Raw genomic sequence first — 25,410 nt, forward strand, 5'->3', positions numbered from 1 at the left:
TCAAAATTTTTTAACAGTAAAATGAAAATCAAGGCCTCCACTTTAACAAAACTAAGCATCGCCATATTGGCTGCCGGCAGCCTGGCAGCATGTAACCAGAACAAGGGGACTGCATCAACCCAAAGTACGACTCCTGCACCGTCAAACTCGCTTGTCGTATTTGTAAATCAGGACTCTTTGATGGCCAAATATGACTATGCCAAGGATATGCGCAAACGCCTTGACGACAAGGGCGCGGCAGCTAAAAACGACGTTGGCACCAAACAACAGGCAATACAGCGCGAAGTAGCCGAGTACCAAAAAAATGTTGGGAGCATGAGTGCAAATGAGCGTTCGATGACCGAACAACGTTTGCAGCGCGAGAGCCAAGAATTTCAGCAATACCAGCAAAATGCCGGTGCGCAATTTCAGAACGAAACTGCTGATGAAAGCAAAAAATTGTATGACAAGATTTACACTTTCAGCAAGCAATATGCTAAAGATAATGGCTACAAAATTGTCCTCACTTTTCAAACCGGCAACACGCAACTGTTATATGGCGACAGCACCCTTGATGTGACAGGAGATTTCGTAAAGAAACTGAACGAAGCTTATTCCAAAGAAAAGAAATAAATTATTTTCTGAATAATATGATAAAAACCCTGGTTTTAAACCGGGGTTTTTAATTTTGTGCTAAATGGAAATGAACGAGCATGAAAAGTTTATGCGGGTAGCTATAAAGTTGTCCGAACAAAACGTGAAAGAGGGAATCGGCGGGCCATTTGGTGCTGTAATTGTAAAAGATGGTCAGATCGTCGCCCAAAGTGCGAATAGAGTTGTACCGCAAAACGACCCAACTGCACATGCAGAAGTTTCGGCTATACGCCTTGCATGCAACAAATTAGGTACTTACGACTTAAGCGGCTGCACCATTTACACCAGTTGCGAACCTTGCCCTATGTGTCTCGGCGCAATATACTGGGCGCGCATCGATGCTATTTACTATGCCAATACCAAAACCGACGCTGCCGATATAGGTTTTGATGATCATTTTATTTACAGGGAGATTGAACTACCCATGAGCGAGCGTAAATTGAAAATAACACAGCTATTGCGTGACGAGGCGCTGCCTGCCTTCAAACTATGGCAGGCCTCCGAATCAAAAACAAGCTATTGACCGGTTAAAAAAAACGCCTTCCTTCCGGAAAGCGCTTAATTGTTCAATACATGCGTATTGTATTATTTTAACTAATCAGTACGCCTATTTCTTCTTCATCCCCGCTGATATTATCAAGGAATTCGAAATGAGAGTTCTTACTGATAAATTCAGGAACTATTTCCTTCATTTTATTTACCAGTGCCATATCATCATGATGCTTGTTTAGCGTTAGCAACTCTTCTATATCTTCTACCACTTGTTTGTAAGGATAGGTGATCACCTTTGCAATCTTGATCTTCGGATGATGGGTCGGCATTGTCAATTCGCCCATGTTCAGTAGCTCTTCGTAGAGCTTTTCGCCTGGTCTTAAACCTGTATAAACTATCCTGATATCCTTTTCGGGTTGAAGCCCTGCCAGTTTGATCATCTTTAATGCCAGGTCGGTTATACGCACCGGCTCACCCATGTCAAATATGAATATTTCGCCGCCGCTTCCCATAGTACCCGCTTCCAGTACTAACTGTACCGCTTCGGGAATGGTCATAAAATAACGGGTAATATCAGGATGTGTAACTGTAATCGGGCCGCCTTTTTGTATCTGCGCCCTGAAACGCGGTATAACCGAACCATTCGACCCCAGGACGTTACCAAAACGGGTTGTAACAAAACGCGTGGTTGGAACACCGAGCTTATTATTGGCCGGACTATCTTTTAATGATTGGATGTATATCTCGGCAATGCGCTTGGTGGTCCCCATGATATTGGATGGGTTAACCGCCTTGTCGGTCGAGATCATTACAAACTTACCTATGCCGAACAACACTGACAGGTCAGCAACATGCTTGGTGCCAAGCACATTTGCCTGAACTGCTTCAGACGGGTTCTCTTCCATCATCGGCACATGCTTGTATGCGGCAGCGTGGAACACAACCTCAGGTTTGTAATCGTCAAACAATTTATACATGCGACGATAATTCCGGATATCAGCGATAAATATCTTGGTGCAGATATGCGGGAACTTCTCTTCAACCTCCAGTTTCATCTCATGTAATGGCGACTCGGCTTGGTCGCACAAAATCACCATCGCTGGTTTATAGCTCAATACCTGGTGAACGATCTCCGATCCGATAGATCCGGCTGCACCGGTAACAAGTACACGTTTACCGCAAAGGTCTTCTGATATCCTGGTCGTTTCTATCTGGATAGGCTTACGCTGCAAAAGGTCTTCAATTTTAAGGTCCTGTATCTGCTGCAAGTTCAGTTTACCATATATCCACTGATCTGACGGAGGAACGGTCATTACCTGTATACCCAGCGCAAGACAATTCTCAAGAGCAGCCTTTTTCGTTTGCGCATCAAGGTCATGGTTCATGATGATGAGCTTATCTACGTTATGCTTTTCCTTAAGTTTTGCCAGCTTATCAATGTGGTAAACGCGTACCTGCTGAATTTCCTTATCGATCTTTTTACCTCCGTCGTCCACAAAACCAACTACAGAAAAATTAGTTTTTGCGCTTGCTTCAAGTGCCTGTTTCACCAATACCGCATTATGATCGGAACCGTAGATCAATACAATGGTTCTTTTTGCGTTACTATTGTAGTTAAGGTAGAAAAATGCGCTTTTGGCCATGGTACGCAGCAGGATCAGCAAAGTACTTGATACCGAAAAATTAACAAGCAAAACCAGGTTGACGGTAACAAGGTTAACTTTTATTAAATGTACCACCCAAACGTTGATCACCAATACGTAGATCAGGCTTGTTAAAAATGCAGAACTGAATATGCGCAGAACATCGCGCGTATTGGAATACCTGATGAGCCCTGTATGCGTGCGCAACGCATACATTACCAGCGTTGAAATACCGCAATAGAGACCAGTGTAAATAAAGAAGTAGCCACGTAGAATATTGACAAATTCAAAACGCTGGACGATAAAATAAGAAGTAGAAAAGGACCAGGTTACAATGATAAGGTCGACAAGCATTATCAACCATCTTGGAACCACCCTGGTAAATAGTAAATATTTTTTCATAAATAAACTAACAGAGGATGCGTAGTAAAAGTAACGTTTTTTTACCAAACAAAAAATAAATACACACCGCAAAACTATCGACCAGGCACGGCGAGGTTTAACGGATTTTACGGCAGTAATGTTAACATACGCGTAAAATAAAAGTTTTTGTTTTTTTCCGCCCTAAAGGGCCAAAAACTTAATATAAATACCACAAAGAACAAGTATCCAGAGACTTATTAAAAATAATATTTTTCAAAAGTAAATATAAATACTTATAAAAATGTTTAGTTCAAGGTAATATTATTGTTGCCAATACCTTTTTAAGCCTCATTCGGTATCGTTTTTGCACAAAGGCTTTTCACATTTTTCACCACTCTTTCAAGGTCCGCACTACTAAGATTGGAACCGGAAGGAAGGCACAGGCCATTATTAAACAAATCCTCGCTGACGCCATTGACATAAGACAGCGCGCCACTGAACACAGGCTGTAAATGCATTGGTTTCCATAACGGGCGGGATTCTATGTTTTCACTCACCAGCGACAACCTGATGTCTTCGCGCGTTATACCACGGGTCTTTGCCGGGTCCACTATAATTGTGGTGAGCCACCGGTTACTGAAAGCCCCGGCGGGCTCGGGTAAAAACCTGATCCCGGATATATCAGAAAGATTTTCGACATAATAGTCATATACTTTCCGGCGCTGCGCTATCCGTTCACCTAATACCTGCATTTGTCCGCGTCCTATTCCGGCGCAAACGTTGCTCATCCGGTAGTTATATCCAATTTGCGAATGCTGGTAATGCGGGGCCGCGTCGCGCGCCTGGGTAGCCAGGAACCGGGCCTTGTCGATAAGGTCTGCGGAGTCAGATATCAGCGCCCCGCCGCCGCTCGTTGTGATGATCTTGTTTCCGTTAAATGATAATATCCCCATCAGGCCGAAAGTACCGGCCGGCTTTCCGTTGATGGTCGACCCTAACGCTTCCGCCGCGTCCTCGATCACCGGAATTCCATATTTCGCAGCTATCGCCGATATCTGTTCCATCTTTGCCGGCATGCCGTACAAGTGTACCGGTATTATAGCTTTTGCTTTTTTACCATTAGCAATTCCATCCTGTATCGCTTGCTCCAGCAATTCGGGCGACATATTCCAGGTTTCAGGCTCACTATCAATAAAAACAGGGTTTGCGCCCTGGTATGCAATAGGGTTCGCCGAGGCAGAAAAGGTAAAACTTTGGCAAATCACATCGTCACCGGGCCCTATGCCGAGCATAATAAGCGCAAGGTGCAGTGCAGCTGTGCCCGAGCTTAACGCAGCTGCATGTTTTGCACCGGTAAACGATTGCAGGTCTTGCTCAAAACCGTTTACATGCGGCCCTAACGGGGCTATCCAGTTAGTATCAAATGCTTCCTTAACAAATTCGAATTCGCCGCCACCCATGTGCGGACTCGAAAGCCATATTTTTGGATTCATAATTATGATTTCAGGATTACACCGCCCCATGAATAACCTACGCCAAATCCTGCCAATAAAATCTGCATATTCTTTTGTATCTTATTTTGAACGAATGCCTCTTTTAAAACGATCGGAATTGTTGACGAGACAGTGTTGCCACAATTTTCAATATGATATAAAAACTTCTCTTCTGCTATCCCTATTTTTTTTCTTAAATGATTTAGCATATACTTATTGGCCTGGTGAAAAACAAACAGGTCGACATTGTCAAATGACAGTTTATTCTTTTCCAGCGTTTGGTTCACTAACCCGGGTACCGACTCTATCGTAAAATTGAATATCTCAGAGCCATCCATATACAGGTAATTATCGTTGCGTTCACCATCAAAATCCGCTGCACTTTCGCGGGACAGTTCGGTTTTATATTTCGACCCGCTGTTTTTTACGATCAGGTTGTCGGCCCCACGGCCGTCCGTTCCCAAAACAAACTCTTCTATCTCCAAACCATCCCCTTCATCACTAATGAGCGTAGCTGCTGCAGCGTCGCCAAAAATTGTACGATTTCCCCTATCTTTTTCGTGAATATACTTACTGTAAGTCTCCGAAGTTATCAGAAGAATATTTTTGGCGATGTTTGCCGCTATAAGCCCCTTTGCGAGACTCAATCCATAAACATATCCCGAACAACCAAGGTTAAAGTCTAACGCGCCGGCAGTGGCTGATATACCCAATCGGTCCTGTACGATACATGCCGTTGTCGGAAGCTGGTAATCAGGACTTTGTGTACATAATAAAATATAGTCTATATCAGACTTTGACACACCATATTCGTCGAACAGTTTTTGGGCAGCTTTTACAGCCATGTCTGATGTAAATTCATCCGGCGCCGCAATGTGTCTTTCACCTATTCCGGTCTTCGTTATTATTTTTTCTGCCGACCATTCAGGAAATTCTGCCGAAAGATCGTCGTTGCTCAACACTTTTTCAGGCAGATAGTAGGCTATATATTTAATTCTTGCTTTTTTGTACACCGCTTATGATCAATTTAATGTAAATCCTCCGTCCATCACCAGGTCCGACCCTGTTATCCATGAGGAATTATCCGATAATAAAAAGGCAACATAGTTTGCCACATCAATGGTATTACCATATCCAAGGGGGTATTTCTTCTCATCTTCTTTCATATCATCGCCTGCTATCGCTGAATCCGCTCCTTCGGTCATCGGCGTTTTTACGATACCAGGGCTCAATGAGTTTACCCTTATCTTCTGTCCGGCTAATTCAGTTGCAAGCACTTTTGCGAAAGCTGATAATGCCGCCTTTGAAGCCGCGTATGCAGCTGTTCCGGCCACACCCAACTTAGACGACACGGATGAAATATAAACCAGCGAAGATTGCCTTTCTATTTTCTTTTCTTTTAGAAGAGCTTGGGTCAATAATGCCTGGCTCACAAAGTTTACGCTCAGCACTTTGTTGATCTTTTCTTTTGACAGGAACTTTACCGGGCTATATTCGATAATGCCTGCGCAGAAGACCGCTCCATTCAGTTTCTCTATCTTTTCCACCAGTGCTTTAATATCTGCTTCAGCGTCCATGTCTGCTATTATGGCAAGGTGCATCTCCTTGTCACCAAGCAAAGCCGAGGTCTGATTTAACCTTTCGCGGTCCCGGCCGGTAATGATCACCCTGGCTCCAAGTTTTGAAAGTAAAATGGCAATATCTTTTCCTATACCCGACGAAGCGCCGGTAACTAAAATTTTTTTCCCCTGCAGATCAAGCATCAAGCCGTCGGTATTTAGTAACTATTTTTCCCTTTTACGATATTAAAAAGGTCCTCAACTGTTTGGGCCTGTTTTATCTCGTTGCCGGTAAGTTTCACGGAATACTCTTCATCAACCATGGCGATCATCGATAACGCCGTCATTGAATCCCATTCGTCAAGGTCCTTAAACACGGTGTCTGCCCCAACGGAACCCGGAGCAACATCCTCCAGCTGTTTTTCGAAATTTTGAATGAAAGTATTTAGTTCCATATAATAGACTGTAATTTACAAAGTAGATTTATAACCGGGTACACCAAAATAAAATTCATTATCGTTGATGTTTTTTATAATTAATGTCGCTGCGCCGACCTTGTTATTCGACCCAACCTTTTTATCCTGGACAATGGACGAATTTAACCCAAAAAAGTTGTTGTTACCGATGGTAACGTTGCCCGATATAGCCGAATTTGGATTAAAGACATTACAGTCCCCCATCTTAACATCGTGGCCTACAGACGTTTTTAGGTTGAAAACGTTAAAATTACCAATGGAAATATTGTCGGTAAATATACAACCTGATGTTATAATGTTGCCCTTTCCTATTATCAAATTTTTATCATAGATAATGCTATCATCCGCAATGATATTTGGATAGGATAAATTATTATTCGTTAAGCGGGTGGTAACCTTGCTGATGGACAGGGGATTACCAAGGGCGATCACAACATCAAGGGGGCGATTGTACTCATTGAGTTCTTTTAATGAGCCCAGGTAATTAAGGGGAATACGGCTGGTGCCAAAACTAACGGAAGGGTTATCGTCAAAAAAACCTAACAGGTTCCATTGTTTCTTTGCTTCGTTCAGCTTCTGAATTAAAAGGTATACTTCCCTTCCAAATCCACCTGCCCCAAAAATTGCTATATCTTTCATGATTGATTGTCAGACATCAAATTTCCCGTAAATCGTTCCATCGTGGCAGATGTTGCCGAACTGATCCCCTCGGATTTAAATATTTTTATAAGCGTCGACCACATTATTTTTACATCAAGTATAAAACTCACATGATCGACGTACCAAACGTCGTATTTGAATTTTTGCTCCCAGCTAATGGCATTGCGGCCATTTACCTGCGCCCAGCCGGTAATACCCGGCCGCATTTCATGCCTTCTTTTCTGGAACTCATCGTACAAAGGTAAGTATTCTACCAATAACGGGCGCGGACCTATCAAACTCATATCGCCTTTCAGTACGTTAAGTAATTGTGGTATCTCGTCAACAGATGTTTTCCGGATGAATGAACCAATAGGCGTTAGCCTTACTGCGTCGGGAAGCAACCGTCCATTTGCATCCTTCCTGTCGTTCATGGTTTTAAATTTGATGACCTTGAATATATGACCGTATTTACCCGGTCTTGGCTGAACAAAGAAAGGGCGTCCGCCGTTGGCAATTGTCAAAAGAATAGTTGCCACCAAAAATACCGGGGACAGTATAACGAATGCTATAAAAGCTATAAGCCACTCCAATATGATCTTGAAAAAGCTTTTATACATATTCGTTTACTTTTGGGCTATCTTTTCTATTTGTTCCAGGTAACGTGAGGCCAGTACTTCGCGGTCAAAATTTGCTTTTGCGTAATTATAGCCACTATTCCCTTCTCTTTTTATCCGGTCCGGGTCGGCCATATACTGCCTGATAATAGTATCGTATTGTTTTGTATTTTCAGGTTCCACATACGCCCCCGCCCCCGATGCTTCTACCAACTCGCGCGATACACCGTCAATCGCCATTATTATCGGTTTCCGGCACGACATGTAATCAAAGGTTTTGTTAGAATATACCGTTTTAAAAGTATCAACCTTTTTTAGCACAGAAGCTCCCATATCCGAGGCCAGTATGTATTTAAAAACATCTTTTTTGGGCACGGGATCCAAAAAAAGAACATTGGTAATGTGCTGTTCAGCCGCCATATTTTTAAGGCGTTCTTTTTCCATGCCCTGGCCTATCAACACAAACAGCACATTGGTATCCTGCAATGATTTACCCGCTTCTAAAACCTGCTCCAGGTGATTGGCAACACCATGCGCACCGACATAGGTAATCACGAATTTGCCATCAAAATTATGCTCTTTACGAAAAGTTTCTGCATCAAAGGTCTGCAATAAGGTTTCGGACAAGCTAAAATCGGCGGCATTAGGGATCATCAACAGCTTATGTTCCGGTATATTTTTAACCTCTTTCAGTGTCTTATAAAATGCAGGAGTTAAAACATTGATCAATTTGGCTTTCCGGTAAATAAAAGCTTCAAACCAGTAAGCCAGGTTTATGATCACTTTATTAGTTAATACCCCCGTATCTATTGCCGACTCCGGCCAAAGATCCCTCACCTCAAAAACCAGGGGAATTGATTTAAACCGGGAGAGGATATAACCGCTAAAACCAACAAACAACGGTGGCGAGGTGACAATAACTACATCAAACTTCCCTTTCGCCTTAAATAAGCCCGCCCATATAGATGAGAACATGAACGAGAAATAACCCCATAGCCTGCCCAAAAAGCTTTTATTGTAGGCTTCAGACACATGGCACCGCCAAACCTTAACGTCGCCCTGCTGCTTTAATTTAAAATAAAGGCCCTTGTATTCGGGGAGCTTTTCCTTGCCGTTAGCATTCATCATCCCGGCCAGCACCGTAATGTTGTGACCTTTTTCGGCCCACATTTTTGTAATCTCGTTCCACCTGGAACCACCTGAATCGTTTTCTTCTAAATAATATTGATGTAGTAGTAGTATTTTCATTAAATAACAGTTATACGTGTTGCCACCCGGTTTTCGTTCGTTGCAAACGCAATTTCGGTGCATTTTTCCTTTTTCCCGTAAAATGAGGAATAATAGCCTGCGCCGACTGACGGCTTTAACGCCTCATGCAAAGCTGTCGACGATTCAAATTTAAGCATTCCCGGATAACAGGTGTGCCAAAGCTGGGTTAACATCATCTCCGGGGGTTTGTTATCGATAGTATCTTCTACCTCCCAAACAAAGGCTTTTTTGTGTACGGTTATTTTGCGGGTATGCCTTATGTTTTTATTGATATACTGAAAGGCCTTTATTATTCCCTCAAAGAAAAAATGATCGTCCGTTTCACTGGTTTTTACCGACTCACATTGCGTCCAATAATACCATATAAACCTTGCACCCTTCTCCATCTGGTCGTAATCGTCGAGCATAACAGTATTGTGCGAACGGCTGCCCATAAAATATTTCAGATCGGACTGGTCAGCATTATATTTATAGCTGCCTGCATCATGCAGAATATTGATGCCTTTGTGCCAAACGTCCAGGTGCAGGTTATCTGCTTGCGACGGGCGATCCTTATGATTACCGCACCGTACAAAACTCATTGAATCGGCCGATCTGTAAATATGGTAGCCGCCTTTATTAAATGAACGATAGCCTGGCGGTACAGCTAACCGTTCGCTGCTTTCAAACGGCTTCAGGCCATACCAGTCGCTGTCCTCAAAGTGGCCGTAAGGCCATTTCACTCCCAGCACATTACTCAGGGCCTCCAGTTGTGGCCGGTAATCACGGAAATGATTATCGCTCAATTTAAAAAACAGGGCGCCGTCGTTTGCTCCGTAATTTGGCAACCAGCCAGTGGTTTCGTCCATCGCCGCGGTTAAAAATTGCAGGCTTTTTTTTGCACGATCATAAACAACCTCATCAAAACGCTCGTTATTCAAGCCGGCGAGCCGGATGGCCCAGGTCATTAGCTGAACAACCACCCGGTGATAATTCATAGAAAACTGCAGGAAAGTTCCGTCTTCATATACCTGGTAGGCAATTTCTTCTTCAAACCAGCGCTTACCATCCTTTTTCCATTTAGCGGCACCCGGCAATTGCGGGAACAACAGGCCCACAATATATAAGGCCAGTGTCTCTGTAATGGCATGGTTGTTCCGTACTGCTATTCTCGAAAAATTGATATTGTCATATACATGCCGCGTTTGCCAAAAAATATAATGCTGTATCTCATCAAACAACTCATTGGTTAGTGTCGGCGAATTGCGGTAATAATACAAGGCAAATATCCAGTTCATCATCCGGAGGGATATTTCCTGGCTGCACTTGAAATTAGGCCCTTGATTTATTGCGTTGGCATTTATCCAGTTTGATATCTCGTCGAAAACCTGTGCTGAACAATCGACGCCCGAGTGTTTGTCGAAGCGGATCAGGGTATATAAATGCGAGAAACGGGATGGTTCCCAAACGAATTTAATATCGCCTGCGGCCTGGTTGTAATCGTTTATGTCCGTCCAGTGCGCAGTGCCATTGTAGGAATAACCGGTATCTGGATTAGTTAGCCAGTCATAGTCTGCACCCAGCTCATATTCCAGGCTCGAAAAAAATGTAAAGTTATAAGCCGATATTTGAGCGTGCTCCTTTTCAAGTTCCTTTGACAACGGGAGGGTAAAATCGATCTCGCCCTTACTCCTAAAGAAAAAAGGAACATAATCGCGGCGCCATTCATCAAGCGAAAGAAAAGTTTCATGAGCGGGCCGCACCGGGAATGCCTTTTTATGTATTCCCGTCCTTTTTTTTAGTTCGAAGCCCAGCCGGAAGAATATATACCTCCAGCCCATATTGCCGATAAGCTGCCCGGCCCTTTGAACTTTTGCAAACATTACTTAATTTTTCTGCAAAGATATATTAAGTAAGCTATCAACTATCCTTTCTGCGGCTTTACCATCCCAAAGTGGTGGAATACCGCCTTTTTTCCAGTTGCCGCTAAATAGTTTTTCGAACGCAGGCTTTATTGCGTCAGGGTTGGTGCCAATTAATTCGTTTGTTCCAATAGTTATTGTTTCCGGTCTTTCGGTGTTGTCACGCAGTGTTACGCATGGTACGCCCATTACCGTAGTTTCCTCCGTGATACCACCTGAATCAGTAACAACCAGTTTGGCGCGCTCAACCAGGTAATTAAACTCCAGGTAGCTCATAGGTTCAACAAAGTAAAGGTTCGGCGCACTGATGCCAAGCCCCTGCAGGTTTTTCGCGGTACGCGGGTGTACCGGGAAAATTATTGGCAGCCCTTTGCTATGTTCTATTATCTCGCTCATTAACAGCTTCAACTGCTGCTCCTGGTCAACATTAGCGGGGCGGTGCAAGGTAAGCACAAAGTAATTATGGTCTGTTAGCTTTGCTTCGTTCCAAACAGCAGGCCGTATAAACCTGCTTTTGTTTTTCAGTAGCGTGTCTATCATCGTGTTCCCCACGAAAAAAATCCGGTCACCGGTTATACCGCTATTCCGCAGGCTTTCATTTGCCGTGGCTGACGTAGTGAAAAAATAGTTGGTTATGCTATCGGTCACCAGGCGGTTGATTTCCTCGGGCATGGTCCAATCGCCCGAACGGATGCCCGCTTCAACATGGGCTACCTTTACATGCAATTTTTGGGCAGTAATAGCGCATGCCATGGTTGAAGTAACGTCGCCTACAACCAGCACCAGGTCGGCAGGGTTAGTCATAAGGTCTTTTTCAAACCCTATCATTATTGCTGCGGTTTGCTCTGCCTGCGTCCCTCCACCCGCTTCCAGGTTGGCGTCAGGTTCAGGAATACCTAATTGTTCGAAGAAATCTCCCGACATCTTCTTATCATAATGTTGCCCGGTATGCACCAGGCGGTAGTTTATATTATTGTTTTCGGCTTTTTTCTTTTTTATCGCATCAATAATTGGCGCTATTTTCATGAAGTTAGGACGGGCACCGGCTATAATGGTTATATTCATATTAGTTGTTTTGCTTCTGTGCCCGGTAAGCTCTTACCTTCCTCATGGCACTATCTTCATTTGTTGAGTTTAATCGCTTCAATCTGAACCTTGTAACCCCTATCCCATCCGTTCTTATTACAGTACCTTCTGAATCGGTTTTAAAAACATTATCGATGTTATCGTCATCCACTTTGAACAAGTTGTCGGCGTAAACAAAGTTATGATGTATGGTAACACCCTCGGGCGGACTTGGACAATTTTTTGTTTTTAATACCTGCATTTCAAATTTCCCCATAAATATGTTATCCGAAATGTCAACACCATTCACCCTCTTGTAATTGCATGCATCGCCGCCCCGCATGAAAATAATGCTGCTGAAATCAGGGCTGTCAAATACATTGTTGGCTATAACGTGCCCTATCCCGCTTATCCTTACACCGGCCTTCGTCATGAATTTGTTATTTTTGATCACGCTGGAATCTGAAAGCCGCAAAGAAACCCCTGAACGGCAATTGGTAAATGTATTGCCTTCGATCAACACCCCATTCGATTTACAGCTTACAGTCTCTGAATCACCAAAATAGTTCATGAATTTATTATTGATGATCCTGCAATTCGAACGGCTATTGCCCAGGCCAACCCTTATGGCTTCCAGCGCTTCACCCTTGCGTGCTTTTACATTTTGAAATGTACAGTTCGAGATGGTATTGTCCTCGCCAGTCCAGCTATGCGAGTTTACATGGATGATAGGCAACCGGTTTTGCTTACCCTGAAAGGTGCAATAATCTACGACGTTATTTCTGCCATATATCTCTACCCAGTAAAATTGCGTGGCCTTATCCTGGTCGTCAAAAACATTGGTGTAATTAAAATCGCAGTTCCGGATAACATCACCTAAAACAGCTCTTTTTTTGTCGCCCAACTGTAAAAGCGCTTCGTTCTCGCGGTAGTTTATATTGTTATTAATGAACGAAACATTCTGAACGGTAATATAGTTCCCTACGACTAAAATGGCACTATTGCCATTTATTGTGGTTTTCCCGGCAACACCTGTTACTGTAAACGGGGATTCCGACGAACCGTAACCGTCAATAACTATTTTAGTATCGTTTAAAACAGCAGGTAAATTATAAGTGCCACCCGGTTTTGCTGTGATGTACAGATCGCGTGCGAGGCAGTTTGCCTGGCTTAAGATCACCGCCATTACGATAGCAAGGCTACCAAAAATGGACTTGTTCAACCGGCCAATATTTCTTTTGTTTTTCATGGTTTTTAATTTAATTGACAATAACCCAGGCCCTTTCCTTCAGGCTCTGTATAGCTGCAAACGAGGCCCTGGTAGTATTTATTATTTCATCGAACGGAATAAGTGGTGCACCACCGCTTTTTACCCTTTCGGCCAATAGTTTGAATTGTTCTTTATGGCCTTTATCAAGTGTTGTTTTTAATTTCGAGAACCCTTTGAAGCCATAACCCTGTGTAACACGGTAGTTGTCCATAATCGCGGTTCTTTCCTGTGTATATACCTCAATTCGCTCTTTTGAATATTCCTTTGAACCATTTGCAAAATAGTTGATGACCCCCGTGCTTCCATTTTCATATTTCAGGAGTATAGTCGCGTTGTCGGTATTATCATGCGGGTCGGTTCCCATTGAATTCATCATTACAGCTTTCACTTTACTTCCTGTCAAAAACGTTATCAGGTCTATAAAATGACAGGCTTCGCCTATTATACGCCCGCCACCTACATTCATATCGTGTACCCAAACATTCGGTGGGATGTGCCCGGCGTTCATTGTGGCTATTATATTCATTTGTGTGTTCCCCACCAGCTGTTTTATTTTCTGGATGTGTGGCGAAAATCTGCGGTTAAAACCAACGGTTAGCGATTTTGTTCCATCATATGATGTAATAATTTCGTTAAGTTCCTCATTGTTCAAAGCCAGGGGTTTTTCTACAAACACATGTTTACCGGCTGCCAGGGCCTGCTTAACCATCGAAGCATGCTGATTGTGCCTTGTCGTGATCATAACCAACCCCACCGATTCGTCGGCTAATATTTCTCTATAATCGGTTGTGCTTTTATTGATATTATGTTTTTTTGCTAAAGCGGTGCCTGTTACGCCTCCTGCGCTCGCTATAGATATGACAGCAGCGCCGGCTTTTTGTAAAGCGGGCAGCATGGTCATTTTTGTAAAATTACCGGCGCCAATAATCCCGATACCTGTACCTGGGCTATCAAATCCGGCTGATCGCAGTACAACTGTATTCGAGGCATCGCTGCTTTCAGGATATTCAAGTATTGAGGCTATCGACCCCTTATTGCTGATATTATCGTAAATATCTTTATAGTTGTCAAGCAAAACGCGTTCAGTGATCAAAGACTTTACATCGAGCTTACCTGCAGAAATAGCCTGTAAAATGGTTTGAAAATTCCGCTTCTCGGTCCACCTCACAAATTGCAATGGATAATCGATACCGGATTGTTCGTAAGATTCGTCGTAACGACCGGGGCCGTAAGAACAAGACACCTGGAAGGTCAATTCCTTCTCATAAAACTCTGCCCGGTTGATATTCAAACCAATCACGCCAACCAGTATGATACGGCCACGCTTACGGCTCATTTGTGCCGCCTGCGAAATTATATCATCCGTTTTGGCCGACGCCGTAATTAATACGCCGTCCGCACCTACATCCCCGGTATGGTTCATCACGGATTTAACCACATCTTCTCCCTCGCGTGGGTTGATCGCAATGATGCCTTTTTTCCGCGCTATATCTACTTTTTGCGCGTCAAGGTCGATGCCAATTACTCTACAGCCGTTACTGATCAATAATTCGGCGGTCAGCAAACCTATCAGCCCCAAACCAAAAACCACTATGGTTTCGCCCAAAGTAGGTGCGCACAAACGTATACCCTGCAGACCTATAGAACCTATGACCGTAAAAGCAGCTTCCTCATCTGTGACATTCTCCGGCACAGCAGCCACCAGGTTTTTGGGGACATTTACAAATTCGGCATGCGGCCCGTTGGACGTTACCCTGTCCCCTACTTTAAATTCACTAACACCGTCGCCTACTGCCACCACCTTACCTACGTTACAATAACCCAATGGCAGAGGCTGTCCCAATTTATTAAAAACAGCTTCAAGCGTGGGGGCAAGCCCTTCGGTTTTGATTTTGTCCAATACCTGCCTCACCTTATCGGGTTGCTGACGCGCTTTTTGTACCAGGTTGGCTTTACCAAATTCAACCAGCATTCGTTCAGTACCTAATGATACCAGCGATCGCGTTGTTTTTATTAAGACACTCCCGCGTGATACTAAAGGAGCCGGAATATCTTCCAATATAGTTTCGCCTGTTTTAAAGGACTGTATAATTTGCTTCATTTATTATTATTGATATTTTCCATTGATAGCTTTGCTGTGCATTTTTACTTCTGCAGAGGTTTTAAATCTGTCCCGAAGTTTTTTTGCCGGCACCCCGGCATATATAGTATATGGTTCAACTGACCTGGTAACAATAGCACCGGTAGCAATTATGGCCCCTTCACCTATCTCTACGCCGTCGAGGACGGTTACCCCATGGCCCAGCCAGCAATCCTTATTAATGATAACACCTTTTCTTTCAGCCCGGCCGGTATTCCGGGTTGGAACGCCCGCAATATCGAACCGGTGATCGCCACCAACAATTGAAACCTGCGAAGCCAGCATAGTATAATCCGAAATTTTTAGTGAGTCGACAGACAGGTGACAATTATTGCCGATATATACAAAATCGCCTACACTAAGTTCCTTACAATTGATCAGGTTTCCTCTTCCCATATAAAACTGCTTGCCGTACGACCGGATACGGTAAACAAATTTTAGCAAATAATACATCCTGATCCTTTTCAGAAAACTTTTCATAGTGTCACGCGCTTAATTTCAATGCTATTTATCTGTCACATATTCCATTTATAAATATCGCATGCGCCAGGCTTTATTTATTACGGCAAGATCGTCTTTATAGTGAGCCTGGATATTACCCATCATTTTAATTTTTTTTTAACCGATTGTCCTGAATTTGCCAGTTGCGATAAACGGTTAACAATCAATTCCGCTTGTTTGCCGGGGTTATATTTTTCTTGAACAGCCTTAAATGTATTTATTTTAAACTGCTCTTTTTCCTGCCCGTTCAAATTTAAAACTCTTTTAATTTTTTGTGCAAGTGATACCCTATCCCCCTCCCTGAACAAAAAACTATTTACTTCGTCCACCAGCACTTCGGCCTCGGGTTTATGCCTTGCAAAGTTGTCATTGGTTATTACCGTTGTGCCATAAGTAAAAGCATGAATGACTGTCAGCCCTATCGGACCAGGGAAAACGCATGCAGCAGAGTTCATAAAATATCTGCCAATAACGCTTTCATCATAAATAGCTCCTAAAAACTTTACACGATCTGTTAACCCTAATGTTGCCGTATAATTTTTTAGGCTATCAAGGTGCGGACCGCTTCCGATGATGACAAGGTCGACTATTATATTTTCTTTGTTCAGCAATTTCATTGCATCAAAAACCAATTCAAGGTTTCTATCAGCCAGCAAACGTCCTGTAAACACTAAATAAGGATAAGCGGTGTCTTTTGGCTTTGCTTCGGAATTGAGCCTATTGATTGTCTCAACCTGTAGTTTAAAATCAAGGGAATTATATATCACCGTCAGGTCATAGGGATAGCCCATATCTAAAAGGTTTTCCTTTGCGGCGTGGCTGTATAAAAAGCCGCCATCCCTGAATCTTTTGAGAAACCAGTACTTAAGCGAGTTATTTAACGACTTTTTCTTATTCAGCAATCCATGACTCCAGAACAAACAATGTACCCCACTCTTCTGCAACGATCTTACAGCAAACCATGTCGATATGAATTTCCAGTCGCCAAGAAAAATAACAGCGTCAAAGCTATTGTTTTTCAAAACCCCGTTTAAGTTCTCTTGCCACAAAAAGTATTTCAGATACCACCTGTTTTTAACTTCTATAAACTTTCCACTATCTTTAAACTCATGCAATTTAAGCGACGAGTAAGGCGGATTGGGATTTTTGCCGGCTATAAAGTAAAAATCAAAAAGCTGGTTGGAATAGAGTTCTTCTAATATCGGGCCCCTGTAATGTGCGAAGAAATGATAGACGATAGCGATTTTCATATAAGATCATTATAACTGCCTTGCAGACGCTATATCACGGGCATGCGCTGGCGGTAAAACTTCGGCTTAAAAATTCTTCGGAACATAACAATAAATGGCAACGCTATCAGGCAATAAGCAAACCAAAGATCCAACCCCGACCCCCTGGCAATTTGCATGAGGGAGGCGTACAAATAGAACATCATGATAAAGCCTATAGTTGTTTTATTTTTAATCAGGCCATTGACCAGCACCAGGTAATATTTATTAAAAATGAGATACATAATTGCCAGGATAGGGAATGAGAACACATGAAAATTCCAGAAAAGCTCTGCAGGGATAGTAACCGGCAGACTTCCGCCATGCATCCTGAAATTGGGGGAATAGATTGACGTATAAATGTCCACAATACTCCTGGGCTTCTGTATTATGGAAGATGGTATAAATACAAACAAGCCCTTAGCGAGCGTGCTTCCGTATAGGAGCGGCTGCTGACCGGATATAACATAATTGATCGGATTTATCGTATTGACATATGATGAGTTTAACTCAAGGTTACTAACCAGCGCCGACGTAAAATAATCCTCGCCGATATATTTAAAAATAAATCCGTTAGCTTGCCAGAACCCGTGAACCTGGTAATCGCCATACCCTCTCAATATCGAACTGATAAGAATAATATAAAGAAATACTACTCCGAGCAAAACGGTCAGGAAAACTATTTTAAAGTTTATCCTGATATGCTTAAAGCTAAAGCCATTTATGCAAGCCTCGTAAAAGATCAGTGTAATAAGGATAAAAAAGATTTGCCTTTTACTGTCGTAGCTCCCTATAGCGAAAAGCAATAACAGAAAGCCATACACAACAAAACGGGGCTTTAAAGTCAAATATTTCAGATTCAATAAAAGTAGCATGGTAAATCCCAACTGAATAGGGAAAACGTAAGCCGCTAAAGATGCATTGGTATCTGAAACTTTTACCTTAATAGCCGCCAAAATACAGATGATAGCCAATAAAACAACGATCTTGTAGTTATTGATACTTCCTGTTTTCCTGAGCGGTTGCACGGTCAGGTCCATATGTTTCGATCTTCGAAGCATAGGGAACGATGCGAGCACCATAATAAAATTACTGGTGAGCAAAACACCCACACAAAGATTTAACCTGTGGATGTTACGGAGCGTTGTTAAGTATATGTCAGCAAGACCTATGCTATTACAAGTCACAAAATGTCCAAATGTCGCTGATAAGCTGATGTATATAAAAGAAAGAAATGACGGGCTCAGATACACCAGGAAACGAGCCTTTGATTTATAGTAAAAAAGTAACGTTGCAATAAGCTGAACGGCATACCACCAATAGCCATATGCATAAATTAACTTATCGCTTGCCAGCAATGCGGATAAAATAACTATGATATTGACCAGGATGTAGGAAAACTTCATACAACTAAAAACAAAATCAAATTTACTGCAGTAAACGCTGCATACTTGCCCAGGTCCCTGGCCGAGCGATTGTACTTATGCGACAACGCAAGCAAACCTAAAATAAAATAAGTTAAAAACACCGCCCAAACCGCTCCTTCTACTTTCCAGAAAAGTATAAAAAAATAGGTCATTACCGCCATTATGATCGATGACGTGATGGTAACCGAAGCCAAAGACATTGTTTTTCCTTTCGATGTAAGATTATAATTTGCCATAAAATAAAATGGTAAAAACATATGGGAAATTAAAATTCTAAGGGCGTTGTTCCACGTATCATGTGAATAACCATGATAAAACCTTGATATTACATTGAACTTGATAAGGGCAAAAAGGCCCAATAGTCCAAGAACACCTATCCCCAACGAATATTTTAAGTAAAGATTCAAAAAATATTCGCGCTTCGTCGAGGTTTCTTTATATATCATCGGTTCCATATAGGATGATACACCGATAAAACAAAAAACAATAGAACTGCCTATTGCATACGATAGCGAATAGCTGCCCAGCGATTTTGTATCGGTGAAGTGAAACAACAAAAACCTATCCAGCACCGCCATAAGCTGAGTGGCGATAGTATGAAAAATAAAAGGCAACGAAAATCTCAGGAAAAACTTTGACTGTGCTGACCGGAATACCGTTTTGGCGAAATTTCCTGTATAGAAGCCTTTAAACAAGACAACAGATGCCAGCCCGCTTATCAGGTTAGCGTAAATGTAAGTTTGGGGTAAGGGCCAAATGGATACTGCTGTGATAATAAGTATCCCTTTCAAGCCAATAAAAAGGATCCGTACTTTAAAATAGCGGGCTACATCATTAATACTCCTATAAAAACTACTTTGTATGATGATGAGGTTGGACAATAAAGCGCAGGTCAATACCATCCATAGTTCGGGAATAATAGGAACGGCCATTATTTGCTGAATGCCGAACAGCAAACACGTTAGCAGCAGTAGTGTACCAATTATATAAGTAACTGCCTGGCTTCGCAACGAATACTTCAAAGGCTTGTTATCCCCGAAAGTGCTTGAGAATTTTAGTGTTAATTTATCAAACCCGGCTATCAGGATAACGCTGAATAACACCTCGATAGAGATATAGTAGCTGACAATACCGAAATAGCTGCCCGTCAGGAATAAAGGGAGGATCAGCAAGATCAATTTATTGACCCCTTTATATGTGGCCTCTACGAGCGAATATTTTAAAATTCTTTTGAGCAAAACGTTATTTATATTTCAGCCTGCCATTTTTCGGGAAAGGAAACGGCGCGTTTTTCAATCCCTCATAAAAATCAATCTTCCGTAAGCATAACCTGAAATGGAACAATTTTCGTCGTCGATTAAAATCAGGTCCATTGCTGAAAAACGATCAGCATTAGATGAAGATGTTACAATCTGCCATCAATCAGCCCCCTGTCCAGGAAAGCTTTGGTGTCGAAAATGACCCCGTTATTGCGTTTGATCTTATGATATTCAAAATCGCGGAATTGGTTATGTGCGACAGCCACTACTATGGCATCGTAAATAACGTTGTTCTTCAGGTCATTTAGAATGGTAATGCCGTATTCATGTTCAACCTCATTCACATTGGCCCATGGATCAAAAATGTCTACTTCCAGCCCGAACTGAACCAATTCATGATAAATATCCACCACCCTGGTATTACGCACATCAGGACAATTTTCCTTAAATGTGATTCCCATTATCAAAGCTTTCGAGCCTTTTATCTTATGATCTTTATCGATCATCAGCTTAACTACCTTGTTGGCAACAAATGACCCCATGGTATCATTTACGCGCCTGCCAGACAGGATAACCTGTGGATGATAGCCCAGCGATTGGGCCTTGTGTGCCAGGTAATACGGGTCGACGCCGATACAATGCCCCCCAACTAGTCCGGGGTTGTACTTCAGAAAGTTCCATTTTGTGGCTGCAGCTTCTATTACATCGTTGGTATCGATGCCGATGCGGTCAAATATCAGCGCAAGTTCATTTACAAAGGAGATGTTCACATCGCGCTGGGCATTTTCTATTGCCTTCGAAGCCTCAGCAACCTTTATACTGGGAGCCTTATGGGTACCAGCTGTTATAATCGATCGATATAATGCATCTACCTGTTCTGCTATTTCCGGCGTCGAGCCACTGGTAACCTTTTTAATTTTAGTTAATGTGTTCACTTTGTCGCCGGGGTTAATACGTTCAGGCGAATATCCAGCAAAAAAGTCAACGTTAAATTTCAATCCCGACGTTTTCTCAAGTACCGGAACACAGTCTTCCTCGGTACACCCAGGATACACCGTGGATTCATAAATAACCAGGTCGCCACTTTTCAGAGCCGTGCCCAGCATTGCCGAGGCTTTGAGCAATGGTGTAAGATCCGGTGCTTTGAATTGATCTATCGGGGTGGGCACGGTTACAATAAAAACATTGCAAGTCTTCAGGTCATCCTTATTTGACGAAAAATGCAATCCCCCTGAGCTATCATTTTTCTTTTTTCCGATAACCAGTTTAAGGTCGTCGATACTCGCCTCTTTAGTGCGGTCGGTACCTTCGCTAAGTTCTTTTACCCTTTCCTCATTTATGTCAAAACCAAGCACATCATACTGCTTCGCAAACTCAATGGCAAGTGGCAGGCCCACATAGCCCAATCCAATAATAGCAATTTTAACTTCTTTGGGATTGTGAATATCGATCATTAATTTATACTGAAATGTTAATAGTTAATGCAATTGCCACCGGCCATACCCGACTGATTATTTTTTTCCGAAAAGTCGTGCAAACCACGAGGTCTTTTTCTCTTCTTCCTGGTAGTAACCGCCGCCATAGCCGTAGCCATAGCCGTAGCCATATCCATAACCATAACTCGAGGAATAATCGATAGAATTGAATACAATGTTGAGATGAGGCAATTTGTTGCTTTTATACAGCTCGTCAAGCATGAAAACCTGCTTTTTAAGCGTATAATTATGCCGCAGCATAAACAATGTTGCATTGGCAAATTTCCCAAGTATCTGCGCATCCGTTACAAGACCAACCGGCGGCGCATCCATTATTATATAATCAAACTCCTTTTTAAGCTCATTTATCAGGACTTCGATCCGGCCATTGGTAAGCAATTCAGCAGGGTTAGGGGGTATCTGCCCGCATGTAATAATGAAATAATTGGATTGCTGCGGTATAGGTGCTATAATATCCTTATACGACATGTTGGATACCAGGTAGTTCGACAGGCCCTGGTTATTTGTAACCCCTAAAGCCTGGTGTAATTTGGGCTTTCGAAGATCCAGTTCCAGGATAACCACTTTCCTACCTGACATAGCCAAACTGCCACCCAGGTTAAGTGATACAAAGGATTTGCCCTCGCCACTTATCCCTGATGTAAACAACAGCACTTTGCTGGTTTGGTCGGCGCTGATAAATTGCAGGTTTGTGCGCAATGCTCTTATCTGTTCAGCAACCATCGAACGCGGCTTTTCAACTGCAATTAATGGGGTAGACTCATCCGACTGGGCAATTTCGGCAAGTATGGGTATACGGGTAAATTTTTCTATATCCGACCGCTTCTTTATTTTGTTATTAAGCATGTCCCTGATATATATGACCCCGGTAGGAACCGCTAAGCCCAGGAACACAAAAAGACCCAAAACCAATGGGATCACCGGTTTTACCGGTATGTCGCTGCTACGCGCAACGTCAATGGTCCTGCTGTCGGCCAGGTTAGAGGCCAGCGACATAGCTTGCTCCTCACGCTTTTGCAGCAAAAAGTTAAACAGCGTGTTTTTAATATCCTGCTGACGCATAACGTCGAGCAAGCCGCGCTCTTTCGAAGGCACTTTTTGTATTACCGATTCGAATGTGCTGTTCTTATCCTGCAGTTGTTGCTGTGTTACTAACAATCCCGATTTAAGATTCTGTATAGATTGTGTTATAGCTGATTTCAGCGCTTTTATCTGGTCGTTGATTGAATTTACTATTGGGTTGGTCTCAGGGATTGTTTGAAGCAGACTCGCCTTCCTCAATTCGGCTTCACCCAACTGGCTTACCAAAGCAAGCAACGTTGGGTCGTCTATACCAAGCATCGAAGGCAATTTCCCCTGTTCATTTTGCACGTAGGTCTCCAGGTTCTTCAACACGCTTAGCTGGATGTTTACCTTACTCAGATCGGCATCATTTTGCTGCACACTTTGCATAAACACCTGCGACTGCGCACTTATATCCGTTATTCTATTGGCAGACTTGTAGCTCTCAACATTTCGCTCTGCTACACCCAGCTCTTCAGATAAACTTTTCAAACGTTCATTAATGAACGACAAAGTGCTTGATGTAACCTTGTTTTTATCTTCTATTGCTGCATTATTATATTCATAAACCAGCCTGTTTAGAATGTCCTTGCCCCGTTGAGGCACCGCGTCCTGAAAAGTAATGATCAGCACGGTCCCTTCTTTGCTTACAGGGTTGATATTCAAAACATTGCTATAATTTTGATACAGATCTGTGAGTTTATTAAAACCTACGTAAAAGTCCTGGTTCAATACCTTATCATCAAACCGCTTACAGGTTACTTCCAGTAATCCGAATTCAGTTTGAACCGGTGTATTTATAGGGGACTTTTTCCCGTTTATTTCAACGGTTTGTTTATCACGCACCTTAATAGAAATAAGATCCTTATAGCTCTGGTCGTTCGATTTTATAAGCCTTATCTCAAAAGGTAAATGATCATTATAGATCGGGTACTTTCTAACGCTGCCTACACCGTAGTATGAAACTTCCAGGCCCAGAGCCTTGATCACCTTTTCCATTAAAGTGTACGACTTTAATATCTGAACCTCATTGTCAATGATCTTGTCCGAGGTAAAAAGGTCCATGCTTTTCAGGATATCATCTCCTGCACCTTGCGTAGCATTATCTTTATCCTGTTTAATTAAAAGGTCCGTCTCTATCTGAAAAAGGGGGGTGGTTACCTTAATATAGGTAAAAGCAAGGGCTACGGCTAAAATAATAGATACTGCATACCATTTCCAGTAATGCAGATATTTCATCACGAGTTCGCCAAAATCGGACCGATCGTCCTCGTCTGTTACCGCACTATATCCCTTAATATCGTTATTATCCATTGATTAAAAATAGTCAAAAATGATCTTTAATTGATAGGTTACTTTGATCTGTAAACAAGCAGTGCAATTGCAGCCAGGGTACTTAAAGCAACCGGCAGATATCTTATTACCGGGTCATTTTGCAGTGCCTTAACTCTTCCTTGTTCCACGTAGATAAGGTCGCCCGAATGGAGGTAATAATAGGGCGATGTGAATACCTCCCTGCTGTTTAGGTTAACTCTTCCAAATTCTTTCTTGCCGTCATCATTGCGGATAACAAGTATATTGTCGTATCGCGCGAAGGGCGTCAGATCGCCCGCCATGGTTATGGCTTCGGGCAGGGTTACCCTCTCATTCGGAATTATGTATACCGATGGGTGCATAACTTCACCCATTACAGAAATTTTATAATTTACAAACCTGACATTTACGGTCGGCTCTTTTAACCAAAATCTTAATTTGTTTTTGATAGTATCCTTTGCCTCCGTCGTTGTTAACCCCGCAACTTTTACCGAGCCAAGGAGCGGCATTTCAATTTCACCGTTGGCATCAACCAGGTAGCCTGTTGAGGCACTTTGCGTTAACGATGTTTGCGGTACTCCTACAGAAGCGTTTCCATTATTATTTGCATCCGGTGCTGCAATACCAGTACCTGAGCTTCCTGAAAAAGGGTTGAAAAAACTACTTGCTGCCGAACTTAATGAGTTAACCGGTATGGCCAAAATGTCGCCCGATTGTATTTTGGGTATATAAGCTTTCGATATATTTATGGTATCGGGCCAGTTGGCCGTGTTTTGAAAATAAATGAATTTTTTCTGATTAGCACAGGAGTTAAGAAGCACGATAGGTACAAAAAACCACAATATACTCCTGCAAATATTTTTTTTCATGATGTATAATTGGGGATGGTAAAAGTTTTCTTCATGAGGCGTTCGCGGCAAAAATATATTTTTTTATTAATAAAAACGAATTGAGTTGTGTGCGGCGGATGTATAATATTCCTGCTCCGGCATCGTCATATCGCTTGTTGATCATGATTTAAAACTTTTATTTTCAATAATTTAAAGCTGGAATTGATAAAACAGATCTACTCCCCTTTTTCAAAAAATCCGCTCTTCAGCTCGTCTATATCTCTCCTGTCACGCTTGGTTGGTCTGCCGGTACCGCGGTCGCGTTTTAGCAGCGGCGCGTGGAACATGGATTTGAATTGAGCGGTATGCTCCACCGGCGTTTCATCAGCAAAAAAATTGGCCACACTTTTTGCATCCATCCTATTTTCGAGCAAGCCTGTAACCCTTATTACTTTCCTTTCAATTCCTTTAGACACCTGGTACACCTCGCCTATCTTTACCTCGTGCGACGGCTTTATATTCTGCCCGTCCAGCTTTACCCGTCCTGCTTTACATGCCTCGGTCGCAAGTGTTCTTGTTTTAAATATTCTTATTGCCCATAAATATTTATCTATTCTCAATTTTTCCTTTTCCGGCATAATCGATATAACGTTTTATAAGTATTACAGGTATTAAACTTAAGCAAATATTGCA

General features: G+C 42.4%; 22 protein-coding genes. 2 read left to right on the forward strand and 20 right to left on the reverse strand.

Going from position 1 to position 25,410, the window contains the following annotated elements; all coding sequences use genetic code 11:
* The first annotated feature begins 21 nt into the window (after positions 1 to 21).
* Both FRZ54_RS21685 and FRZ54_RS21690 read left to right on the forward strand, forming a co-directional pair.
* Complete coding sequence (locus FRZ54_RS21685; RefSeq protein ID WP_147033904.1) at positions 22 to 612, forward strand: OmpH family outer membrane protein; 591 nt, start codon at positions 22 to 24, stop codon at positions 610 to 612.
* Between the two features lie 64 nt (positions 613 to 676).
* Positions 677 to 1,156, forward strand: coding sequence for a nucleoside deaminase (locus FRZ54_RS21690; RefSeq protein WP_147033905.1), 480 nt, complete (start codon positions 677 to 679; stop codon positions 1,154 to 1,156).
* Positions 1,157 to 1,223: 67 nt separating this feature from the next.
* On the opposite strand, the gene FRZ54_RS21695 is transcribed toward FRZ54_RS21690, so the two are convergent.
* The 20 genes from FRZ54_RS21695 to FRZ54_RS21790 form a co-directional block, all read right to left on the reverse strand.
* Positions 1,224 to 3,170, reverse strand: a complete 1,947-nt coding sequence (locus tag FRZ54_RS21695) for a polysaccharide biosynthesis protein (protein ID WP_147033906.1) — start codon at positions 3,168 to 3,170, stop codon at positions 1,224 to 1,226.
* A 302-nt stretch (positions 3,171 to 3,472) separates the two neighbouring features.
* Complete coding sequence (locus FRZ54_RS21700) at positions 3,473 to 4,624, reverse strand: DegT/DnrJ/EryC1/StrS family aminotransferase (protein WP_147033907.1); 1,152 nt, start codon at positions 4,622 to 4,624, stop codon at positions 3,473 to 3,475.
* A 2-nt stretch (positions 4,625 to 4,626) separates the two neighbouring features.
* Positions 4,627 to 5,637, reverse strand: a complete 1,011-nt coding sequence (locus FRZ54_RS21705; RefSeq protein ID WP_147033908.1) for a 3-oxoacyl-ACP synthase III family protein — start codon at positions 5,635 to 5,637, stop codon at positions 4,627 to 4,629.
* A 9-nt stretch (positions 5,638 to 5,646) separates the two neighbouring features.
* The gene (locus FRZ54_RS21710) at positions 5,647 to 6,387 is read right to left on the reverse strand and encodes an SDR family NAD(P)-dependent oxidoreductase (protein ID WP_147033909.1); all 741 of its coding nucleotides are present in this window, start codon (positions 6,385 to 6,387) and stop codon (positions 5,647 to 5,649) included.
* Positions 6,388 to 6,401: 14 nt separating this feature from the next.
* The gene (locus FRZ54_RS21715; protein ID WP_147033910.1) at positions 6,402 to 6,638 is read right to left on the reverse strand and encodes an acyl carrier protein; all 237 of its coding nucleotides are present in this window, start codon (positions 6,636 to 6,638) and stop codon (positions 6,402 to 6,404) included.
* A gap of 15 nt (positions 6,639 to 6,653) precedes the next feature.
* Entirely contained in the window at positions 6,654 to 7,298 is a 645-nt protein-coding gene (locus FRZ54_RS21720; RefSeq protein ID WP_147033911.1) for a PglD-related sugar-binding protein, read from the reverse strand.
* On the reverse strand, positions 7,295 to 7,918 hold the full coding sequence (locus FRZ54_RS21725) for a sugar transferase (protein ID WP_147033912.1): 624 nt from the start codon (positions 7,916 to 7,918) through the stop codon (positions 7,295 to 7,297). Before FRZ54_RS21725 ends, FRZ54_RS21720 begins: the two co-directional genes overlap by 4 nt.
* Before the next feature lie 6 nt (positions 7,919 to 7,924).
* A complete protein-coding gene (locus FRZ54_RS21730) occupies positions 7,925 to 9,163 on the reverse strand; it encodes a glycosyltransferase family 4 protein (protein WP_147033913.1) in 1,239 nt (412 codons plus the stop codon).
* Positions 9,163 to 11,046 carry an alginate lyase family protein gene (locus FRZ54_RS21735; RefSeq protein WP_147033914.1) on the reverse strand — a complete coding sequence of 628 codons (1,884 nt, stop codon included), beginning with the start codon at positions 11,044 to 11,046 and terminating at the stop codon, positions 9,163 to 9,165. The genes FRZ54_RS21730 and FRZ54_RS21735 overlap by 1 nt, the downstream gene beginning before the upstream one ends.
* Positions 11,047 to 11,049: 3 nt before the next feature.
* A complete protein-coding gene (wecB, locus tag FRZ54_RS21740) occupies positions 11,050 to 12,150 on the reverse strand; it encodes a non-hydrolyzing UDP-N-acetylglucosamine 2-epimerase (RefSeq protein WP_147033915.1) in 1,101 nt (366 codons plus the stop codon).
* 1 nt (position 12,151) lies between these two features.
* On the reverse strand, positions 12,152 to 13,399 hold the full coding sequence (locus FRZ54_RS21745; protein ID WP_147033916.1) for a chondroitinase-B domain-containing protein: 1,248 nt from the start codon (positions 13,397 to 13,399) through the stop codon (positions 12,152 to 12,154).
* A 10-nt stretch (positions 13,400 to 13,409) separates the two neighbouring features.
* A complete protein-coding gene (locus FRZ54_RS21750; protein WP_147033917.1) occupies positions 13,410 to 15,521 on the reverse strand; it encodes a bi-domain-containing oxidoreductase in 2,112 nt (703 codons plus the stop codon).
* Positions 15,522 to 15,527: 6 nt separating this feature from the next.
* Complete coding sequence (locus FRZ54_RS21755; protein WP_147033918.1) at positions 15,528 to 16,040, reverse strand: acyltransferase; 513 nt, start codon at positions 16,038 to 16,040, stop codon at positions 15,528 to 15,530.
* Positions 16,041 to 16,162: 122 nt separating this feature from the next.
* Positions 16,163 to 17,311 carry a glycosyltransferase family 4 protein gene (locus FRZ54_RS21760; protein ID WP_147033919.1) on the reverse strand — a complete coding sequence of 383 codons (1,149 nt, stop codon included), beginning with the start codon at positions 17,309 to 17,311 and terminating at the stop codon, positions 16,163 to 16,165.
* Between the two features lie 29 nt (positions 17,312 to 17,340).
* Complete coding sequence (locus FRZ54_RS21765) at positions 17,341 to 18,735, reverse strand: hypothetical protein (RefSeq protein ID WP_147033920.1); 1,395 nt, start codon at positions 18,733 to 18,735, stop codon at positions 17,341 to 17,343.
* On the reverse strand, positions 18,732 to 19,994 hold the full coding sequence (locus tag FRZ54_RS21770; protein ID WP_187359695.1) for an oligosaccharide flippase family protein: 1,263 nt from the start codon (positions 19,992 to 19,994) through the stop codon (positions 18,732 to 18,734). The genes FRZ54_RS21765 and FRZ54_RS21770 overlap by 4 nt, the downstream gene beginning before the upstream one ends.
* A 167-nt stretch (positions 19,995 to 20,161) precedes the next feature.
* Positions 20,162 to 21,469, reverse strand: coding sequence for a nucleotide sugar dehydrogenase (locus tag FRZ54_RS21775; protein WP_147033922.1), 1,308 nt, complete (start codon positions 21,467 to 21,469; stop codon positions 20,162 to 20,164).
* A 57-nt stretch (positions 21,470 to 21,526) separates the two neighbouring features.
* Positions 21,527 to 23,887 carry a GumC family protein gene (locus FRZ54_RS21780; RefSeq protein WP_147033923.1) on the reverse strand — a complete coding sequence of 787 codons (2,361 nt, stop codon included), beginning with the start codon at positions 23,885 to 23,887 and terminating at the stop codon, positions 21,527 to 21,529.
* Between the two features lie 38 nt (positions 23,888 to 23,925).
* The gene (locus FRZ54_RS21785) at positions 23,926 to 24,756 is read right to left on the reverse strand and encodes a polysaccharide biosynthesis/export family protein (RefSeq protein ID WP_147033924.1); all 831 of its coding nucleotides are present in this window, start codon (positions 24,754 to 24,756) and stop codon (positions 23,926 to 23,928) included.
* A 197-nt stretch (positions 24,757 to 24,953) separates the two neighbouring features.
* Entirely contained in the window at positions 24,954 to 25,355 is a 402-nt protein-coding gene (locus tag FRZ54_RS21790; RefSeq protein WP_147033925.1) for an RNA-binding S4 domain-containing protein, read from the reverse strand.
* Positions 25,356 to 25,410: the final 55 nt, after the last annotated feature.

The sequence above is a fragment of the Mucilaginibacter ginsenosidivorans genome (assembly GCF_007971025.1).
GTDB classification, from domain to species: domain Bacteria; phylum Bacteroidota; class Bacteroidia; order Sphingobacteriales; family Sphingobacteriaceae; genus Mucilaginibacter; species Mucilaginibacter ginsenosidivorans.

What these genes read in the sequence shown, in the direction of transcription:
- FRZ54_RS21685 (WP_147033904.1), top strand. Translation starts at nt 22, where the DNA reads ATGAAAATCAAGGCCTCCACTTTAACAAAACTAAGCATCGCCATATTG.
- FRZ54_RS21690 (WP_147033905.1), top strand. Translation starts at nt 677, where the DNA reads ATGGAAATGAACGAGCATGAAAAGTTTATGCGGGTAGCTATAAAGTTG.
- FRZ54_RS21695 (WP_147033906.1), bottom strand. Translation starts at nt 3,170, where the DNA reads ATGAAAAAATATTTACTATTTACCAGGGTGGTTCCAAGATGGTTGATA.
- FRZ54_RS21700 (WP_147033907.1), bottom strand. Translation starts at nt 4,624, where the DNA reads ATGAATCCAAAAATATGGCTTTCGAGTCCGCACATGGGTGGCGGCGAA.
- FRZ54_RS21710 (WP_147033909.1), bottom strand. Translation starts at nt 6,387, where the DNA reads ATGCTTGATCTGCAGGGGAAAAAAATTTTAGTTACCGGCGCTTCGTCG.
- FRZ54_RS21715 (WP_147033910.1), bottom strand. Translation starts at nt 6,638, where the DNA reads ATGGAACTAAATACTTTCATTCAAAATTTCGAAAAACAGCTGGAGGAT.
- FRZ54_RS21720 (WP_147033911.1), bottom strand. Translation starts at nt 7,298, where the DNA reads ATGAAAGATATAGCAATTTTTGGGGCAGGTGGATTTGGAAGGGAAGTA.
- FRZ54_RS21725 (WP_147033912.1), bottom strand. Translation starts at nt 7,918, where the DNA reads ATGTATAAAAGCTTTTTCAAGATCATATTGGAGTGGCTTATAGCTTTT.
- FRZ54_RS21730 (WP_147033913.1), bottom strand. Translation starts at nt 9,163, where the DNA reads ATGAAAATACTACTACTACATCAATATTATTTAGAAGAAAACGATTCA.
- FRZ54_RS21735 (WP_147033914.1), bottom strand. Translation starts at nt 11,046, where the DNA reads ATGTTTGCAAAAGTTCAAAGGGCCGGGCAGCTTATCGGCAATATGGGC.
- wecB (WP_147033915.1), bottom strand. Translation starts at nt 12,150, where the DNA reads ATGAATATAACCATTATAGCCGGTGCCCGTCCTAACTTCATGAAAATA.
- FRZ54_RS21745 (WP_147033916.1), bottom strand. Translation starts at nt 13,399, where the DNA reads ATGAAAAACAAAAGAAATATTGGCCGGTTGAACAAGTCCATTTTTGGT.
- FRZ54_RS21750 (WP_147033917.1), bottom strand. Translation starts at nt 15,521, where the DNA reads ATGAAGCAAATTATACAGTCCTTTAAAACAGGCGAAACTATATTGGAA.
- FRZ54_RS21755 (WP_147033918.1), bottom strand. Translation starts at nt 16,040, where the DNA reads ATGAAAAGTTTTCTGAAAAGGATCAGGATGTATTATTTGCTAAAATTT.
- FRZ54_RS21760 (WP_147033919.1), bottom strand. Translation starts at nt 17,311, where the DNA reads ATGAAAATCGCTATCGTCTATCATTTCTTCGCACATTACAGGGGCCCG.
- FRZ54_RS21765 (WP_147033920.1), bottom strand. Translation starts at nt 18,735, where the DNA reads ATGAAGTTTTCCTACATCCTGGTCAATATCATAGTTATTTTATCCGCA.
- FRZ54_RS21775 (WP_147033922.1), bottom strand. Translation starts at nt 21,469, where the DNA reads ATGATCGATATTCACAATCCCAAAGAAGTTAAAATTGCTATTATTGGA.
- FRZ54_RS21780 (WP_147033923.1), bottom strand. Translation starts at nt 23,887, where the DNA reads ATGGATAATAACGATATTAAGGGATATAGTGCGGTAACAGACGAGGAC.
- FRZ54_RS21785 (WP_147033924.1), bottom strand. Translation starts at nt 24,756, where the DNA reads ATGAAAAAAAATATTTGCAGGAGTATATTGTGGTTTTTTGTACCTATC.
- FRZ54_RS21790 (WP_147033925.1), bottom strand. Translation starts at nt 25,355, where the DNA reads ATGCCGGAAAAGGAAAAATTGAGAATAGATAAATATTTATGGGCAATA.